The sequence below is a fragment of the Xenorhabdus eapokensis genome, from assembly GCF_001908105.1.
The window spans coordinates 16,117-32,836 of record NZ_MKGQ01000025.1 but is presented as its reverse complement, the minus strand read 5'-3'; the positions used below and the strand labels follow the sequence as shown (position 1 = coordinate 32,836).

Below are 16,720 nucleotides of genomic sequence, written 5' to 3'. Positions count from 1 at the left end.
TTTATGGCCTTATCTGTTTTAAACAGATTTGTATCTATTGAGTAATTAATTCATTAATGTGGCGCGTTATTGATGCCAAAGCATTATGGGCATCATAATCTGCCTTAATGATCTGTGACTGCTGACGCCATATCGGGGAAGATAATATCCTTGTCACTGCCTGATATAGTTGCTGCTCATTTGGTGTATCAGTATGCAAGCTGATACCACAACGTGACCAGATAACGCGGGCGACAGCTTCCAATTTACCATCACCTGTTCCCGCGACCACCAAAGGTACACCGTGACGAATCGCTGAATTCAGAGAGCCGTAACCGCCATTGGTAATAAAAATTGATGCTCTGGGCAGCCAGTCTTCAAAATTAAGATACTCTACTACCCTGGCATTCTCTGGAAGATCTTCACCCAGGATATTGATAGAACGACCGCCTGTAATTGCCAATACCCGAACCGGCAAAGTTGCCAGCCCCCGCAATGTGGGTAATATCAATTGGTTAAAATCAATATTTGCCAGTGTTCCCTGAGTCACCAGGATCAACGGCAGGCTTTCATCTGGCCAACTGATTTGTGCTTTATCATCTTCAACTTTTACCGGCAGCGAGCCGATAAAATCCACCGTCTCAGGTAAATCATCACGAATAAATTCAAATGATTGAGTTGCCAGTTGCAAGAAACGATCAACCCGACTCATCAAAACATCATTGTGATCCCCTGTCAGTGGGGGATAACCCACGGCAGCAAGCGACCGATTGAATGCTTCCCTAACCTGTTCAATTAACTGGTGCGTTTCCTTATCTATCAATTGATCACGGGTTAAATCAGCAGGCAATAATTCAGGTGGAATTCTAGCCCCCCAGAATATGGCATCCTTTGTTGACCACGCCAGTGGAGTAACACCAATAGCAATGACAGGGATACGTTTTTCAGCCGGTTTCTGCAATAACGGCAGTGCCATCTGGGCATTCCCCGGCGGAAGTTCTGCCCGTTCAGGAAAATATTTTTCCAGACAGCGATAATCAATATCCACTTGCTTATCAAAGGGAACAAAATTAGCCCCCAATGTTTCCGCTTGCTGTTGAAACAAAGAACCACTAAATATTGTGACATCATGTCCCTGCCCTATTAAATGTTCCGCAATAGTGAACATGGGAAAAACATGGACAGGAGTTGCAACAGCCGCCAAAACAATACGAGACATTAATCAAGCCTCCTTCAAGGCAACTTCTACTCAATCGGCACTGGAAACAGAAATAGTACGGAAACTGTGATTGTTACACACAGGCACGCCGTGGATATGCACCCGTTGAATATGGCGAGGAGAACGGGAAATAAAAGCTTCACGGCCATGTAATAGAGTGAAATTATCGCAAATCGCAATATCACCAGACTGCCATTGATGAGCGTAGAAATAACGCGGATCATACAATCGGTTATACAGTGTTTCCTCAAGAACTTGTTGCTCTTCCTGCGACATACCTTCTATCTTCAAAGCGTGATGATCAGCATATTTCACATCTTCTTTTCCCATCGGTTCGTTGTAACGCATCACCCATTTTTTGCCGTCTGGGTGAGAACAAACCAATGGTGAAGTCACTTCCCCGCCATAATGTGTCACTCGGCTTGTTCGGTAGGTAATGGTGGTATTTTTCCATGTATTACGCTCTTCATCACTGGCATCGATAATTAATTGTTCCGTGTTGACAAACGTAGTGCGCCCCCCTTGAGCCGCTTCAGGGGCAGAAACACAGTGAAATAGCTGAAATTCAGGGATGGTTTCTCTATACATTCCATCCCAATGCAACGGCAAATGACCACTGTCCATAACATGATCAGACGGTTCTGGGTGCTCCATAACATCCAATACAGCACCAAATGGCCACATCATGATTTCACCCCAACGACCAGAATATTCCGCTAATTTTTCTTTATCGGTAAAACCGGATTGAAAGCCTCGCAATACAACCAGCAGGTGAGTACGAGCTAATTCACGCAAAGCATCAACAGGCAGTGTAGTAATATCCTGATTAGGGTAATTGGGAGTAATAAATACACCAAAAGGTTTCATCACCTCAATATGACAATCAAGTTCATAGGTATTCATGATTTTTCTCTCCAAGATACGTATACCACGTGGTTATTCTGTTTATGCTGTCACCGTCTGGAATTCTGTTTGCGGATTTTTCTCTGATGGTATTTCAATCAAGTAATGGCTTGGAACACCCCGAATTTCGATCAGCTTTCCATTCCTTTTTTTCACTTCATCACTTTTCATCAATACGAACTGACCGTTAATGTTGGCCGCCACACCGTGCCACGGCGTCAGCCAATCATCCCTAGTTGGCATCATATGAATACCAATTTTGATACTGTCCACGGGCTGCGGGTGAATAGAAAGGCGGATCGCCAATGGGAACTGCTCTGCCAGCAAATTACCCCACGCCCAACTACGTTGGATAACCCCAGCCGAGCGCTGGCGGGCATCTTTTTGCAACGCATTTTTCGAACCTGTATATTCGGGCAATAAGCTATCTTCATAAAGAAAACGAGTAATCGCCCGATATAATTGAACACCTTCTTCGGTTTTTTTGAGTTCTTCCTTGATCTCCTCAATTGAAGAGGCATAACGGCTGACCAATAATTCCCGCAGTTGATCATAATCATTGGTATATTGGGTGAGTGATTCAACGTTACCAAGATTAAAAACTGAAAGATGAGTCGCACCCAGTTCATGCAACAACTTTTCAATTTCTAATTGATAATGGGTAATTGTGTCATCATCGACAAGAATAAGATCACTAAAAACATGCCCATCAGAACAAATAACAATATTTGCCCCAGGTGGATAATAAAGCTGAATTCGCTGGCAAAGAGAATTTAGAAAAATCAGTGATAATTTTTCTGCCATATCCGGTATTTTACCCAATACTTTCCTGGGATTGGGGGATTTTGTCGGAAATGCAGGTAAAATACATTCGATAGGTTTCCCCTGTTCCACAAATGCACGAATACGTGGCAATTGAACCTCAGAAACCTTTTTTTCTTCATATTGAACTGTATGTTCAGACTCAGGAAAACGACGTCGATACTGCAATAATTCATGTAGAATTTTGTTAGACACTTCTTCTATGTCAAAACGTTCCATAATTCATTCCTAATCTATTACATTTACATCACAACCAATTAATACAATTAGCAATTTCCAGATATTGCTGAGTATAAAAACATTAACTCACATACTTTTGGATATATAAAAACATTGAAATAAAACTTACAGCAGGAAAGTGACAATATACAACCAAACCCAACTATAAATATACTGAGTTTTTCATTGTATCTTATTTTATTATACATAACACAAAACCCAAAAAAATCATGAACATAAATATACGCCATTATATTCCCACAAAGAAATTAAGTTTTTTTAAAAAAATAATTCAATTTTTTTGATGGTGTTACAAAACCGAAATAAAGTTCAAAGTTTTTAGAAAATATTATCTTTAAAGCTATATTATTTATACATCCAACATTATTTATTACAGAAGAAAAATAATGTATCGGCGAATTTACAAATAAATTCGACAAAAAAGTGATAATAATCTCATATACTCAAAATCAACTCATTAAATCACGATCCGTCATTATTGACGATGAAATTAATCAGCAACTTGCTGAAAATGTCATGACACAACTGATAATTTTGCAAGAAGGAGATATTCAAGGACGCGCTTCTGATATCGAAATCGAAGCCAAAGAAATAATAAAAATTCGCAACCGGATAAACCGGCTGATCAGTCAAGCAACCAATCAATCCCTTGATAAGGTTGCAAAAGATACTAATCGGAATTACTGGATGGAGCCAGAAGAAGCCCATGATTACGGTATTGTTGGGCAGATCATTCATCATTGGGATGAATTGCAATAATTACTCTATAGATTTATTTTTATCAGGTTGCAATATTTTTGACATCAATTAATTTAAGAAGATATTGCAGCCATCGCCGGCTCAATCAAACTCATAAGCTCATCTTTTGACACACCATCACGTGCCTGCAATGAAATAGCCTGCATAATCCCCAAAAAAAATGATGCCAATTTTCCAACATTAGTATCAGTGGGTAATTCACCATCCTTTACTCCCTTTTCTATTCGATTATAAATTAATGCCAGTGTATTTTTGCGTACAGTTTTAAGATAGTCATGAACATCTTTATTTTCTTGCGAATTGTTAACTATTCCTAAAATAAGCAAACATCCACCGGATCGGTTCGAAGTCGCCACATCGACAGAACATGCTAACATTGCTCGCACACCTTCCCTTACATTACTAGCCTCATTAAGCCTGTCCATAGTCTTAACCCCGACTGTTTTAATATAGAGTTCAACCGCCGCATAAAAGGCTTTTTTCTTGCTGCCAAATGCCGAATAAAAACTCGGTGGATTAATATTCATCGCAACCGTGAGATCAACAAGTTGTGTACCTTCATAACCTTTAGCCCAAAACAACTCCATTGCTTGTTGCAGAGCAGTATCACGATCAAAGCTTAAAGGGCGTCCTCGTTGTGCCATCATATGTACCATCGTTATTTTTGTAGTGACTATAACATAAATATATTGATCTATTTTCGCAAGTCAGATAATTTTGTAATCATGACTACAAAAATAATCAGTGAATAAAAGGCACTAATTATGGAAAACTTAAGCACCAATACTGCTAATCATGGCCATACTACGGCAAAGCATAAATCGATTCCCCTGGCCATTTACATACTAACCATCGGTATCTTCGCTATAGTAACTAGTGAATTTCAAGTTACAGGTATGATACCAATTATGGCTTACGATCTAGGCGTATCCATTTCTCAAATTGGTTATCTTGTTTCCTTATATGCTCTGGCTATGGCGTTTGGTGGCCCACTTCTCGCTATAGGATTATTAAAAACACCACCCAAAACGGCACTAATTATCCTATACGTGACTTTCATTACCGGTGAAATCATTGGTGCACTTGCAAATTCATATCCCATGTTAATGATCGCAAGGATTATCACCGGTGCGGTTTCGGGAGCCTTCTTTGGTGTTGCATTGGCTATCTGTGTGGAAATCGTAAAGGAACAGCAGCGAGCATGGGCAATTTCTATTGTGCTTTTCGGCATTATGTTAGGAACGATTTTAGGATTACCTATGGCTAATTTGATAGGCACACATGTCGGTTGGCGAGAAAGTTTTTGGACAACTGGTATATTAGCTACAATAGCGAGTGTTATCAGTATATTTTACCTTCCCTCTATTCCAAAGATCCCTACTATTAGTTTACGTGCGGAACTGGGAGAGCTAAAAAATCTGGAATTATGGCGTGTTTTTTCCACCAGCCTGCTGATTATAGGAGCAACTTTTGCGGCATTTACTTATTTCACACCAATCTTAAAAGAGATAACCGGTTATAGTGATAACATGATCGCCAGTTTACTGATTCTCTATGGTGCCGCCACAATAGTGGGTAATGCCGTAGTCGGCAAACTAGCGGATCGCCATACAATCATAACCTTAACCATTGGCTTAATTTCTCTTACCCTATTTCTCCTGCTCTTTGGCTTGTTTGCAGATAAGAAATTACTTTCTGCCTTATCCCTCATCGGTATCGGATTGGTCGGAGTAACTATGAACCCAGCTATGGTGACTCGAGTTATGCGAACGGCTAACGGTCGTCCACTGGTTAATACGATTCACACCTCCGTAATTACTCTTGGTGTAGTTATAGGCTCTTTTCTTGGTGGATTTTGTATTAATTTAGGCTGGGGATTGCGGGCACCATTATGGGTTGGCGGACTTATGGCTTTCATTGGCTTAATAACTTTACTACCTGATATTTGTACTTTGTATAAAAAAAATAATACTTCTAATAGATAATGATATTTAGTTTCAGCTTGAATTTTTATTTTTCTTTCTAATGAGTAAATATAAACAACGCGGGCGGAATTATCCAAATACTAATAATAACCGCCTGCTTTCTCAGCATTTATTGAGGTACTCTAAGTATTTTCTCTTTGTCTAATGTCCATACAAAATCCTGCTCTACGACAGGTGAAAATCCCAGTTTCTGATAAAACCAGCCTGCATTAGAAGTCACCAACATCACATGTTTTACTTTCCTATTGCAGTTTTGACTTTATCAAACCCAACACCACGCGCCCAAAATAATTGCGTTAATTCACTATGCACAAAATGAATATCAATTTTACTCTTATCCGTTGTAACCCAATATTCACCTCGTTCCCATGTTATATTTTGCTCCATCATTTTTCCTTTTAAGAAGGGATTGAAATGTGAATAAATCTACCATAAAAAGGAGTAAAAAAAGCCATGCTATAACATGGCTTATCAAAATGAGGGAAATATTAATTAACGGATGAATCATCTTTCTGTAAGAGTGTCCGGTATAACAACCCACCGATAGCACCACCAATTAACGGAATCAACCAAAATACCCAAAGCTGCTCCAAGGCCCAGGTCCCCTGGAAAATAGCGACCGCAGTACTTCTTGCTGGGTTAACCGATGTATTGGTTACCGGAATACTGATTAAGTGAATAAGTGTCAATGCCAAACCGATAGCCAATGGTGCAAAACCTGCTGGTGCATTTTTATCTGTTGCGCCAAGAATGACAATCAAGAAAAATCCGGTTAATACTAATTCAATAATAATTGCAGCTCGTAATGAAAAACCACCAGGAGAGTGTTCACCATAGCCATTAGACGCAAAACCACTTGCCGTGGCATCAAAACCACTTTTACCGCTGGCAATGAGGTAAAGTACCGCTGCCGCCGCAATTCCGCCAATCACTTGGGCAATAATATAAGGAATAACCTCTTTAGCAGGAATACGCCCGCCAGCGAACAACCCTAATGTGACTGCCGGATTAAAATGCCCTCCTGAAATATGCCCGACCGCATAGGCCATCGTTACTACAGTTAAACCAAAAGCCAGGGATACCCCCACAAAACCAATCCCTAACTGTGGAAATGCCGCAGCTAAAACAGCACTACCACATCCACCAAATACCAACCAAAAAGTACCCAAAAACTCTGCCGATAATTTTTTAAACATGCTACGATTCCTCAATGATATTTGCATGAATGCAAAAGAATCCAAAAACAGTTTAGTTAATATTTTTAATTATGGGCAAGGAATCATAGACAGAAAATTAAAGAAAAGCTATATCCACCAATATAAACTGGTTTATTACAGATTATTTTATTATTAACTTAACAATAACAACAAAGAAATGATTCCTTAAACAACCTGAGTTTAATATAAAACTCAGGCTGCTGGTTTATTTAACCAATAACTTATTTAATAACTGCTTTATTTACCTCATCCGAAGCTTGCCAAATACGATATTTAACTGTCATCGATTTTGGCGTATATACTACGATAGGTAATTTACTGTTATAACGTATAAAAGCCTCTTTACCTAACTGAACCTGAACAAAACGCACGGTTTCTTCTTGATTTGGACAAGCCATTTTCGTTGAAACGGGACCAGTCACATTATTGAGGACATAATAGTCATATCCCCATCCTTCCAGCGTTTTAGTCTCCAACTTACCGCCAAACCAATGATGGTTGCAATCCACTTTCATATCCTTACCAACCACCAACTCAACCATGTAATTGTTTTCATGTTCTTTCTGAGGCAATTCAATCACGCTACGAGCCATGTTCTCAGAAGGCGCAGGATAAGGCGCAATATCTTCAAGTTTTTTGTCCGCAAAAACCGAAGTCGATACCATCAATGCAGCTAAAGGGAATAAATACTTTTTCATATATCACCTCTGAATATAATTAAAAAGGAGACTAGATAATAACAATAAAAAAATTGGGGTAAATTATGTTTTTTGGCAATGCACTGATTCTTAAAAACATTAGATAGGAAAAAATCTATTCACTCATCATCAATGTTAATTTTTATTAATAGCTCACCATTGAACAGGTTCTACCAGTTCTTTTTTATGTGATATTTCTCAAATCTGATATTAAAATGACCTGCTACACTCACTAAGTGTGGTAGTGAATTTCGTATAGGAGGTCTTATGTTTCCAGAATATCGTGACTTAGTATCCAACCTGAAAGAATCTCATCCCCGCTTCCAATCCCTGTTTGAAAAACATAACCGACTTGACCACGAGATAACCCAACTTGAAGGCCCAAATGGGGCGGGTTACAACGATAAAGTTATACGCCTGAAAAAAGAAAAACTATACATCAAAGATGAAATGCAAAGGATTTTGCAGGAACAATATCAGAACCAGAAGTAAATCAGCCAAATGGTTTTGACGCCTACTTTGTTGACGAGTGGGCGTCACAAGAAGTTCTCAAATAGAGAACCCCCTTCAATTCAACATCCAAAAAAAACCACCATAACGGTGGCAAAAACTGGAGCAATGATTTTCTCGTTATTTATTGTACAGCAGCCACTTTCTGGCGAGGTTGTCTCTTGGTTTTTGCCCTTGGATGTGGCGTCACATTCTGGACTTCACCTGGCTTAGAAATGAAACGGACAAAGGTTTCATGGCTGACGAACGTTGCTCCACAATTGATATTCTGACATTGGTTATAGCGCTCCTTTGTTTGGCTTGAATGCTCAAAGCTGCTGCGAGTATGCGCTGACTGACCACACAGAGGACACTTAATCATATTTTGTTCACCTTTCTGAAATCGTTATCTTGAAATAACTGTCTTGAAATAACATCATCTCGTCTGGTGAACAATATACCAAAGATCTCACATCAAGATCAACAGCTCGTTTAAAATTCGTCGATTTTTATTTCGAGATCTAATGATGTCGTAAAACCACTGTTATTGAGCGTGTGCGTGACTTTGACCAAGGTCCAGTCAGTTTCATCAATTTCTGGCTTAAACCCCTCTAATTGGATGGGAGTTTCAGGATAAATATCAGCACGCCCCAATGCTAATGTGATAGAAAATTGTGCAGCTCCTCGTTGCATTTTTTTCCACACGGCGATAGCAGCACGCTCTGCACTTTCTTTGTTAGAATAAATGCGCGAAAGCGTCAGAATATTCTCCTGAGTTCCCACCAAATAGCTGGCAGATTCTTGCTGTTCCGTAGTTGTTTGATGATGTTCAACCGTTGATTCACGCTGTTCTTCATACGATAAGCTGGCTTCAATATTGAGATCTGCTTCTATCTCGATACTGCCATTACCTTTGTTTTTGTTTTTGTTTTTATTCCCCTTTTTAATATAAGCCGGCTTTCCACGGCCTTTAGTGTTTGGGTTTTTCTTCGCCAAATTAACTTTGCCAGGTGCAGGTGGTTTAGGTTTAAGATCTTTTTCCTTTTTAGAGGATTGTGGTTGCTTTTTCCCGGAAGAAGCATCCTCTTTTTTAGTGGTTTTTTTGTTTGTTTGAGAAGAATTCTTGTCTGATGATTGGCTACTACCACTTTCATATTCAACGGCAAGTTCAACTTTTCCTTCCTCTGATGCCATTCGCTTCAATTTAACTGTCTGTTTAGTTGCTGTACGTGTGTCCATCCATTGAGCAACAACACCAGTATAGGCCTCACGATCGGAAAGAGAGAATCTGTGATTATCCCCTGATTTACGCGTAATCAGTACAGGCGAAATATGCTTACCATTCACCGTCTTATTCTGCCCCTGCTGAACAAACAATAATTCGCCATTTTTGACTGACGCGATTGCGCCTTCTTGTTTTGCCAGTCGGGTCAAAAAGCTGACGTCAGATTCATTTGTTTGATCGATATGCATAGCAATATTTTCTAACTCTGAGCTTATCTTAAACGCCAATTTATTTCTGGCAGCGATGGTACTGACAATACTGCCTAAAGTGCATTTATGGTAAGACGCCTCCCGTTTCACATTCAGATCACCACGAAAATCTGCACTGCGGGCACGAATGGTCAATCGATCTGGCGCACCGACATGTTCAATTTCATCAACAACAAATTTTCCTTTCGGCGTTAGGGAGTGGCCATGCCACCCCAGTTCTAATGTAAGAATATTGCCACGACGGGGCATCACCAGCATGCCATCCGCATCATCCAACTCAATATCGAGCTGGTCTGATTCCAGACCACGATTATCCGTCAATGTTAATGACATCAGGCGTGATTGGATCTTCCCACTGATATCCTTATTGTTGATTTCAAAACGAAAAGCGGGTTTATTGACTTTTCCAATGACCAAATCAAATTGGGGAACCCAATCCGTGTCGGGTATCCACTTTTCAAAATCGCTCATGAGAATACTCCCCTGACTTTACCGACAACATCGTCTTTGATATCAGAAAGCTGATCCTGCAAGTCGCCCAACATTTCGAGTAAATTATTGTCAACCCGTCGCAAAGTCAGCGTGAAACTGATTTTTCTGGCTGCACCGCCTGACATAAATTCTGTTTTAGTTTCATCAATGCTTTCGATAATGAACATACCGTAAATGACACCACTGCCATCAATAAAAGACCATGCCTTGCCACTATCTGCCATCAATTTCAACGCAGTTAATGAAAGTGAACCACCTGTCAATTCAGGGTAAAGCTCCCCTGATAGCGTGATCGTATCATTGTCTGAACCGACAAACTGCCAGGCAGGCCGCGCTCCCACGCGGCTGTTGAAGGCATGTCGCCAACTCTGTTTATATTGAAAAGTCTGATAGGGCGTTGTTTTCAGCCTAAAAACAAACAAACCAAGTGCAGCCATCATGAGAAATCTTCTCCTCTGTCTGAAAGTGAGCTACGCATACGCGCCTGGTGCATACGTTCTCTTTGTTCCAATTCCTGCCTGACCACACGGGCAATATCCTGCGCGGATTGTCCCTGGGCGCCATAGACATAGATGTTATATTGCGGTGCTGCGCCACCGTATTGCTGTGGCTGGCTCCGCTCTCGTTTCGCCTGCACTTCCTCATAAGCGTGGGCAGGTAAACTCTGCGCGTGTAATGGTGCATCCTGCGCCGCAATCGGCAGTGACATTGAGCTAACGGCAAGACCCAAAGCAGCGAATTTCGCGGTATTTTTCCGGCTGGTAACATTAGCTGGGCCATTGATAATTTCAGGGCCATATTCTCCTACAAGGCCTTGTTTTCCAGCAGGAATAAATCCTCCTTTATCATGTTGAGTAATCTGTTTTGCCTGCTGAGATGTGTCACTCTTGGTAATTTCCTGGGATGTTTTTACGGTAACTTCCTTGTTATCATCACCAGACCACCACGATTTAAACCAATCAGTAATAGAGGCGAATTTATTTTTCAGGCTTTCCCATTTTTCCTGAATACCAATTAGCAAACTATCGATCATTGCTGAGCCAGCCGCTTTTAATTTTTCAGGAATAGCCTGAACATCAGCAACAATTTCATTCCATTTATCTGAAATTGATTTTTTTACGCTCTCCCAAATTTCTAAGGTATTCTGTTTAACGGATCCCCAAACTTCACCTATTTTAGCTTTAACGGATTCCCAAGCTTCTGAGGTGCTTTGTTTAATCGTGTCCCAATTTTGGTAAATAAGGCCGATTAATCCCCCATTCATGAAATAACTTTTAATACCTTCCCAAGCAGCACTGACTCGGTCTTTAATTCCCTGCCATGCATTGCTACAAACATTTTTGATGTTTTCCCACAGCGCAGTAAATTTAGGTCCTAATGTTTCCCAATTCTGCCAAATATAAATAGCAGCCATTGCGATAACACCAATAATGGCAAGAATAGGATTCGCCATCATAGCTCGGCCAATAAACAGTATTGCTTTACCTAATACACTAAAAGCACTACTTAAAAAAGACAGGCCTTTTACACCAACACTTGCCAGAATATTTATGCCATTACCCAAAACACCAAAAACTTTTTGACCAATATTCCCTAATGCCCCCAAGCCCTTTCGTTGTCTTCCAAAAGTATCTTTACCTCCTTTATTAGACAGCAAATCAGCTCCATCATTAAGTGAGCCAAAAACCTTGTTTCCGGTTTTACCAAAAAAGTCCATGGCAGCTCTTAGCGCTTCCAAAGCCTCGGTTCCGAATTGTGCAAATGCCTTCAAGCCATCTCTTAAATTCTCCATGGCCTGAATACCCACCTGCGCAAATCTATTCAGATTGGCTCTTAATTCTTCCAGTCCCTGAACTCCAATCTGAGTAAATATATCCAGACTCGATTTTAATTTGTCCAGTGCCTGAACACCCAACTGTGCAAAGAAATTCAGACTGGATTTTAACTCTTCGAAAGCCTGCATACCCAATTTAGCAAATACATCTAGGGGAGATGTTAATTTATTCAGGGCCTGAACACCCAATTGCACAAATGCATCCAGCGTGGACTTTAATTTATCCAATGCCTGAGTTCCCAATTGGGCAAATATATCCAAAGGCGCCGTTAATTTATTCAGGGCCTGAATACCCAATTGTACAAATGCATCCAGCGTGGATTTTAATTTATCCAGTGCCTGAACCCCTATTTGGGCAAAAAAATTCAGGCTGGCTTTTAACTCTTCAAAAGCATTAAGCCCTAATTGCACGAACGCATCCAAGGTGGATTTTAATTTATCTAACGCCTGAATTCCCAATTGGGAAAATATATCCAAAGGTGCCGTTAATTTATTCAGAGCCTGAACACCCAATTGCACAAATGCATCCAAAGTGGATTTTAATTTATCCAGTGCCTGAACCCCTATTTGGGCAAAGAAATTCAGGCTGGCTTTTAACTCTTCAAAAGCATTAAGCCCCAATTGCACAAATGCATCCAAGGTGGATTTTAATTTGTCCAGTGCCTGAACCCCTATTTGGGCAAAGAGACTCAGACTGGATTTTAATTCTTCAAAAGCATTAAGCCCTAATTGCACAAATGCATCCAGGTTGGATTTTAATTTATCCAGCGCCTGAACCCCTATTTGGGCAAAGAAATTCAGACTGGCTTTTAATGCATCCAAAGCTTGAATACCCAACTGTGCAAATGCATTCAGGCTGGATTTTAATGTTTCCAAAGCTCGACGACCCAGCTCAGCAAATGCACCAAAACTGACTTTTAGCTGAATAAAAACTTGGATCCCAACCTGAGCAAAAATATTCAGACTGGCTCTTAGCTCAACAAAAGCCCGAACGCCCAACTGCACAAAGAAGTTCAGGCTGGCTCTCAATTCAACAAAAGCCCGTACGCCCAACTGCACAAAGAAGTTCAGACTGGCTCTTAGCGCTACAAAAGCCCGAACGCCCAACTGCACAAAAAAGTTCAGGCTGGCTCTCAATTCAACAAAAGCTCGAACTCCCAATTGCACAAAGAAGTTCAGGCTGGCTCTTAGCTCAACAAAAGCCCTAACTCCCAATTGCACAAAGAAGTTCAGGCTGGCTCTTAGCTCAACAAAAGCCCTAATTCCCAACTGTACAAAAAAGTTCAGGCTGGCTCTTAGCGCTACAAAAGCTCGAACTCCCAGTTGCACAAAGAAGTTCAGGCTGGCTCTCAATTCAACAAAAGCCCTAATTCCCAATTGCACAAAAAAGTTCAGGCTGGCTCTTAGCTCAATAAAAGCTCGAACTCCCAATTGCACAAAAAAGTTCAGGCTGGCTCTCAATTCAATAAAAGCTTGAATTCCTAATAAGGCAAATATATTTAATTTAACTCTTAAAGAATCAAATGTTTTTATACCAACATTGCCAAATACTTGTGTATGATTAATTAAAGTCTGGAATGTGACTTTTACAAAACCAGCAGTTAAATTCAAAACCCCATTAATTTTATTCAGCATACTAAATAAAATTGTTATCTGAGGATTAATATTAATAACCAATTTATCTAACAATTTAAAATTGTTAGTCATATTACCCGTCACACCAAGATTAAATTCATTCTTTTTACTGGATGAGTTTTCCTGTCTGACATTCTGGTTTATTTGAACAATATTATCTGATTGGCTGGCAGCACCTACCTGCATTATTTTTGAGGGATTCTGCCGCGCAGAGAAAGATTGTTTAATGGTTTGATTATAGGCCTTAAGATCGGCACGCATACGCGCAGTTTCCTGCGCATAACCTACAATGGGTTTTAATCCTTCAACAGTCTTATTAAGTTTTTTAAACTGGTTATAAATTTTATCAACTGAACCTACCAGTTTTTTCTGATGCTGTTGAAAAGATTTAAAGGAACTGGTCAGCTTACCAACAGTACTCAGTACCTTGTTAAGCTGTGACTGTATATTACTCATTTTCTGCACCACTTCTTAAAATGGCCCGATGTCGCCAGTCCAATAATTCCGGCAGTGACATTGCGTCTGTGTCTGCCGGAGTCCAGTGAAAAACGGTGGCGATATCTGCCACCAATTCATCAACGGTTAATCGTTCTGGGAATCGGACTTGACCGACTTCGGCAACAAAAAATTGACCACCTCCACACTGAGATTAATCAGATCACCAGGTGACATCATTATCAGGTCATTTTTGGTCAATGCAGGGGTGGTAACACGCGGCAGGACAAGCAGCATAGAATCCACATCCATTTCCAGCAGTGCCTGTAAACGTGCACCGCGCAACGCACCGCTGTTAGGTTTGCGTACCATCACTTCCGTGATTTCGCCGTTGCCTCGCGCCAGTGGTGCTTCCAATTCAATGGTGCGCAGATCGTCATTTTGAGTATTCAGTGTTTCTGTCATGGTTCAACCTTGTTTATCCGATTAGAGACCTGTCTCAACAGGCACGATTAATACACTGATGAGACAGGAAATAAGTTTTAAAAAAGTTAATTGCTAAAAGAAGCGATTAAAAAAGACCGATAGCGCGGCGATGCTGCTCCAGACGATCTTCCCCACCTACTTTTTCAACCATGTTGATGGTGTCGATTTCAATCAGTTCTTCACCATTCCATGTCAGTTTGAAATAAGTATTTTTGGCAGTGATTTTGGTCTGGGTGTTATCACCTTGTTTATAAGTGCCGTGATCGAACTCCTGGAAACGACCACGCATCACAACTTCGACTGCAACCACTTCACCGTTATCTTCACTCTCAAACGAACCGGCAAAGCGCAGCATGACACCATCGGCTTTCGCGATGCCCCACTGTTTGTACAGTTGAGCTTCAACGCCACCCAGAGTGAATTCAGCATCCAGTGCGCCTTCATCCAGACCTAAATCCACCATTGCGCTGCCATTCATGCCAGCACCGCGATAGGCTTCCAGCTTGCGGCTCAACTTAGGAAGCGTCAGTTCTTCCACGATCCCCTGATAGTTGTTGCCATCATTGAACAAGTTCAGGTATTTAAGTTTGCGAGGTAATGCCATCAGTTAGCCCCTTATTTATTGATACTTTTCGCGAAATCCATCAGGTAACTATCTGTAATGCGCTGGCGTAACATCATGTTTTCCAGTGGCGGTACAGGTGTATAGTCATAATCGATGGTCAGTTTGCCGGCTTTCAAGGTGTCTTTATCGTTGATTTTGTCGTCATACCAACAACGACCATCAATGATGTAACCACCGGCTTTCAGCTCGCGGAACTTGGCATTGATACCTTCAATAATGTCGCGCACCAGTGATGGAGTCAGCGGTTTATCGATAGCCCACATGTGTGCTTCAGCCATAGTGTCAGCCAGAACCTGAGCGGTACGGGTGTAGCTTTCGAACTGGAACAGTGGATCATCAGAACAAGTGCGTGAACCCCAGAAACGGAAGCCGTTTTTACGGATCAGAGTTGTGATGCTTGCTTTGTTCAGCAGATCAGCGTCGGTTCCAGTCGCTTGTAGATCCCAGAAGACATCGGCAGACAGACCCGTTACGCCGTTAACACCCACATTGGACAGGGTTTTGTGCCAGCCGGTTTCTTCGTCGATTTTGGCACGCAAGCCCAGTGCATAAGCAGTTGCGAAAGCAGTCGCTTCGCTGTTGGTGACGGTATCCCAGCTCAGGAAGTCAGGCCAAATCAGCATCAGCTCACGATGCTTGAAGTTTTCACGATATTTGATGACTTCTTCGATTTTTTTACAGCCATAAGCACTGACATACGCCATTGCTTTCAGCTTCTCGGCAATAGAGGCCAATTCAGTAGCCACAGCTTTTGAATCCAGACCCGGAACACCCAGAATACGTGGTTTAACACCGAGCTGGCTTTGTGCAGCGAGCAGTGCCTGCATACCGGTTTTCTTGCCTTCTGGCGTAACCCCACCGATGATGTTGCTACTGGTTTTTTCTTCAGTTTCTCCCTCAGCCACACGAACCACGACAGTGACAGGTTGTGCCTGTGCTGCGATTGCTTTCAGTGATGCGGCCAAAGTACCTTTTTCACCAGCTTTACCAATGGCGCTCATAACGTCAGTCAGTAATACCGGTGTGTCTAATGGAAATGTTTTTTCGTCTGCGTCAGGTGCAGTACAGACCATACCAACGATAGCGGTGCTAACGGTAGTGATGGTACGTGTACCTTCGTTAATTTCCTGTACACGGACTCCGTGATGATAATCTTGTGCCATATTAGCGTTCTCTCCTGTTAAGGTGTGCTGATATATTGGCGGATTAGACGGGGGAAATCATTCGATTGGCGGTGTATGGGGGGTGGTACAAATGTGGTTTTATATTTTCCTTTATAATCAATTTGTTGAATTTGTTTTTAATTGATTTTTGGTTAGGTTGGGGAAATTAGGTAGTTTGGTTGGAGCGAATCCACTTAGGTTAAATAATAAGCCATAACTGATTATTTATCGGGCTTTATTTTGGT

18 protein-coding genes are annotated in these 16,720 nt (G+C 41.2%); 3 read left to right on the top strand and 15 right to left on the bottom strand.

Translation table 11 applies throughout. The features are described from left to right. Positions 1–34 precede the first annotated feature (34 nt). Genes Xedl_RS14770 through pvcA form a run of 3 tightly spaced genes read right to left on the bottom strand, consistent with a single transcriptional unit; the run spans position 35 to position 3,142 of the window. A complete protein-coding gene (locus Xedl_RS14770) occupies positions 35–1,198 on the bottom strand; it encodes a glycosyltransferase (RefSeq protein ID WP_074024587.1) in 1,164 nt (387 codons plus the stop codon). 30 nt (positions 1,199–1,228) lie between these two features. Further along, positions 1,229–2,101: a tyrosine isonitrile desaturase/decarboxylase gene (gene pvcB / locus Xedl_RS14765; RefSeq protein WP_074024586.1), complete on the bottom strand. Its 873-nt coding sequence runs from the start codon at positions 2,099–2,101 to the stop codon at positions 1,229–1,231. Positions 2,102–2,143: 42 nt separating this feature from the next. Then, positions 2,144–3,142 (bottom strand): L-tyrosine isonitrile synthase, encoded by a 999-nt coding sequence (pvcA, locus tag Xedl_RS14760; RefSeq protein ID WP_074024585.1) that lies wholly within the window; start codon positions 3,140–3,142, stop codon positions 2,144–2,146. 537 nt (positions 3,143–3,679) lie between these two features. Between pvcA and Xedl_RS14755 the strand changes: the two genes are divergently transcribed. Continuing rightward, complete coding sequence (locus Xedl_RS14755; protein ID WP_083600358.1) at positions 3,680–3,922, top strand: ATP-dependent Clp protease proteolytic subunit; 243 nt, start codon at positions 3,680–3,682, stop codon at positions 3,920–3,922. 53 nt (positions 3,923–3,975) lie between these two features. Here Xedl_RS14755 and Xedl_RS14750 read toward each other — a convergent pair whose 3' ends face one another. Continuing rightward, positions 3,976–4,569, bottom strand: coding sequence for a TetR/AcrR family transcriptional regulator (locus tag Xedl_RS14750; RefSeq protein WP_244149727.1), 594 nt, complete (start codon positions 4,567–4,569; stop codon positions 3,976–3,978). 117 nt (positions 4,570–4,686) lie between these two features. Between Xedl_RS14750 and Xedl_RS14745 the strand changes: the two genes are divergently transcribed. Continuing rightward, positions 4,687–5,907, top strand: coding sequence for an MFS transporter (locus Xedl_RS14745; RefSeq protein WP_074024582.1), 1,221 nt, complete (start codon positions 4,687–4,689; stop codon positions 5,905–5,907). Between the two features lie 234 nt (positions 5,908–6,141). Here Xedl_RS14745 and Xedl_RS27890 read toward each other — a convergent pair whose 3' ends face one another. From Xedl_RS27890 to eco, 3 genes are all read right to left on the bottom strand, one after another. Next, on the bottom strand, positions 6,142–6,297 hold the full coding sequence (locus tag Xedl_RS27890; RefSeq protein ID WP_158024386.1) for a hypothetical protein: 156 nt from the start codon (positions 6,295–6,297) through the stop codon (positions 6,142–6,144). 98 nt (positions 6,298–6,395) lie between these two features. Continuing rightward, complete coding sequence (gene aqpZ / locus Xedl_RS14740; protein WP_074024581.1) at positions 6,396–7,103, bottom strand: aquaporin Z; 708 nt, start codon at positions 7,101–7,103, stop codon at positions 6,396–6,398. 242 nt (positions 7,104–7,345) lie between these two features. Next, on the bottom strand, positions 7,346–7,822 hold the full coding sequence (eco, locus tag Xedl_RS14735; protein WP_074024580.1) for a serine protease inhibitor ecotin: 477 nt from the start codon (positions 7,820–7,822) through the stop codon (positions 7,346–7,348). Between the two features lie 267 nt (positions 7,823–8,089). On the opposite strand from eco, the gene Xedl_RS14730 reads away from it, so the two are divergent. Continuing rightward, positions 8,090–8,314, top strand: a complete 225-nt coding sequence (locus Xedl_RS14730) for an HP1242/YdcH family protein (RefSeq protein ID WP_074024579.1) — start codon at positions 8,090–8,092, stop codon at positions 8,312–8,314. Between the two features lie 142 nt (positions 8,315–8,456). Here the strand turns inward: Xedl_RS14730 and Xedl_RS14725 are convergent, their stop codons facing one another. The 8 genes from Xedl_RS14725 to Xedl_RS14690 form a co-directional block, all read right to left on the bottom strand. Further along, entirely contained in the window at positions 8,457–8,693 is a 237-nt protein-coding gene (locus tag Xedl_RS14725) for an ogr/Delta-like zinc finger family protein (RefSeq protein ID WP_074024578.1), read from the bottom strand. A 110-nt stretch (positions 8,694–8,803) separates the two neighbouring features. Then, positions 8,804–10,276: a phage late control D family protein gene (locus tag Xedl_RS14720; RefSeq protein WP_074024577.1), complete on the bottom strand. Its 1,473-nt coding sequence runs from the start codon at positions 10,274–10,276 to the stop codon at positions 8,804–8,806. Beyond that, positions 10,273–10,737, bottom strand: coding sequence for a phage tail protein (locus Xedl_RS14715; protein WP_074024576.1), 465 nt, complete (start codon positions 10,735–10,737; stop codon positions 10,273–10,275). Before Xedl_RS14715 ends, Xedl_RS14720 begins: the two co-directional genes overlap by 4 nt. Then, positions 10,734–14,222, bottom strand: a complete 3,489-nt coding sequence (locus Xedl_RS14710) for a phage tail tape measure protein (RefSeq protein WP_074024575.1) — start codon at positions 14,220–14,222, stop codon at positions 10,734–10,736. The genes Xedl_RS14715 and Xedl_RS14710 overlap by 4 nt, the downstream gene beginning before the upstream one ends. Continuing rightward, a complete protein-coding gene (locus Xedl_RS14705; protein ID WP_208605066.1) occupies positions 14,215–14,334 on the bottom strand; it encodes a GpE family phage tail protein in 120 nt (39 codons plus the stop codon). Before Xedl_RS14705 ends, Xedl_RS14710 begins: the two co-directional genes overlap by 8 nt. A 14-nt stretch (positions 14,335–14,348) precedes the next feature. Continuing rightward, positions 14,349–14,666, bottom strand: coding sequence for a phage tail assembly protein (locus tag Xedl_RS14700; RefSeq protein WP_074024573.1), 318 nt, complete (start codon positions 14,664–14,666; stop codon positions 14,349–14,351). Between the two features lie 106 nt (positions 14,667–14,772). Beyond that, complete coding sequence (locus tag Xedl_RS14695; RefSeq protein ID WP_074020972.1) at positions 14,773–15,291, bottom strand: phage major tail tube protein; 519 nt, start codon at positions 15,289–15,291, stop codon at positions 14,773–14,775. A gap of 11 nt (positions 15,292–15,302) precedes the next feature. Next, on the bottom strand, positions 15,303–16,475 hold the full coding sequence (locus Xedl_RS14690; RefSeq protein ID WP_074024572.1) for a phage tail sheath protein: 1,173 nt from the start codon (positions 16,473–16,475) through the stop codon (positions 15,303–15,305). Between the last annotated feature and the right edge of the window lie 245 nt (positions 16,476–16,720).